The sequence below is a fragment of the Syntrophomonas sp. UBA5494 genome (assembly GCF_002426325.1).
The window spans coordinates 25,270-26,198 of sequence record NZ_DIPG01000148.1 but is presented as its reverse complement, the minus strand read 5'-3'; the positions used below and the strand labels follow the sequence as shown (position 1 = coordinate 26,198).

General features: G+C 52.7%; 1 protein-coding gene. It reads left to right on the top strand.

Features of this window, described 5'->3' with window-relative positions:
* Positions 1-255: 255 nt before the first annotated feature.
* The coding region (locus B3W37_RS16710; protein WP_483176492.1) for a hypothetical protein at positions 256-929 on the top strand (674 nt) is incomplete at its 3' end.

Sequence of the window (929 nt, the reverse complement as noted above, 5' to 3'; positions counted from 1 at the left end):
AAATACGATTATGAATACCTGTCGGCCCACAGCAGGCGTCTGGCTGCTTTTGAACGATACCTGTCCTTTGATGGGGCAGCTGCTGTTGAAATGCTCGACCACGCTGTCTTCCTCTTTCTTCGCATACGCAACCATGCACTGGCTGCAGCATGCAGATTGCTCCGGCGCCTTTGGGCCATACAACCCGGCGGTCCCGGGCCGGATCTTGAGGAAGCCCGCAAGGATATTGCCCTCATCCGAAAGGCGCGTCCCGGCATGATGATCTATGAAAGCGCACTGTCCATACTGGGAGCGATTGCCAGGGAGGCCGGAGATTTTCAGCTGGCCGAACGCAGCCTGCTTGCATCGATAAAATCCACCAGGGCCAAAAAGGGATATCAGGTGCTGTGCGGCTCCTGCTTCCACATAGCCAGACTGTATTATGCCAAGGGCGATACGGAACAGGGGCGCCGCTATCTGCAGCAGGCCATGGGGCTGGCGGCCGGCAACAGGTATTCCATGTTCTGGGACATGCATCTCCCCACTTTCATTGAAATGGCCTTGCGAAGCATACGTTACGGCTATTGTACCGAGTATGCGGAAGCGCTGCTGAGCAAATTTTACGACAGTAAGACGGTAAGCTACTTGAGCGTCAGGGTAAAAACCATAGATGAAAGCCGCATAACCGCTTTTAGCGACGATTTTGTCTCTACATATAAGGCTGGTTCGGAGCAGGTTTATTTTGTCAAGGCATCTCTGTTTGGAAAACCGGAGATTTCGGTAAACGGTATAAAAATTCCCGACACGGAATGGAAAACCAAAAAGGTCAAGGGTTTTCTCGAATATCTTTTGCTGCGCAGCGGCAATACCGTATCAAAAGAGGTTCTGGCAGAGATTTTCTGGCCCGGCGCCAACAGCAGATCCGCCCTTGCTTCACAGCGGACCGCACT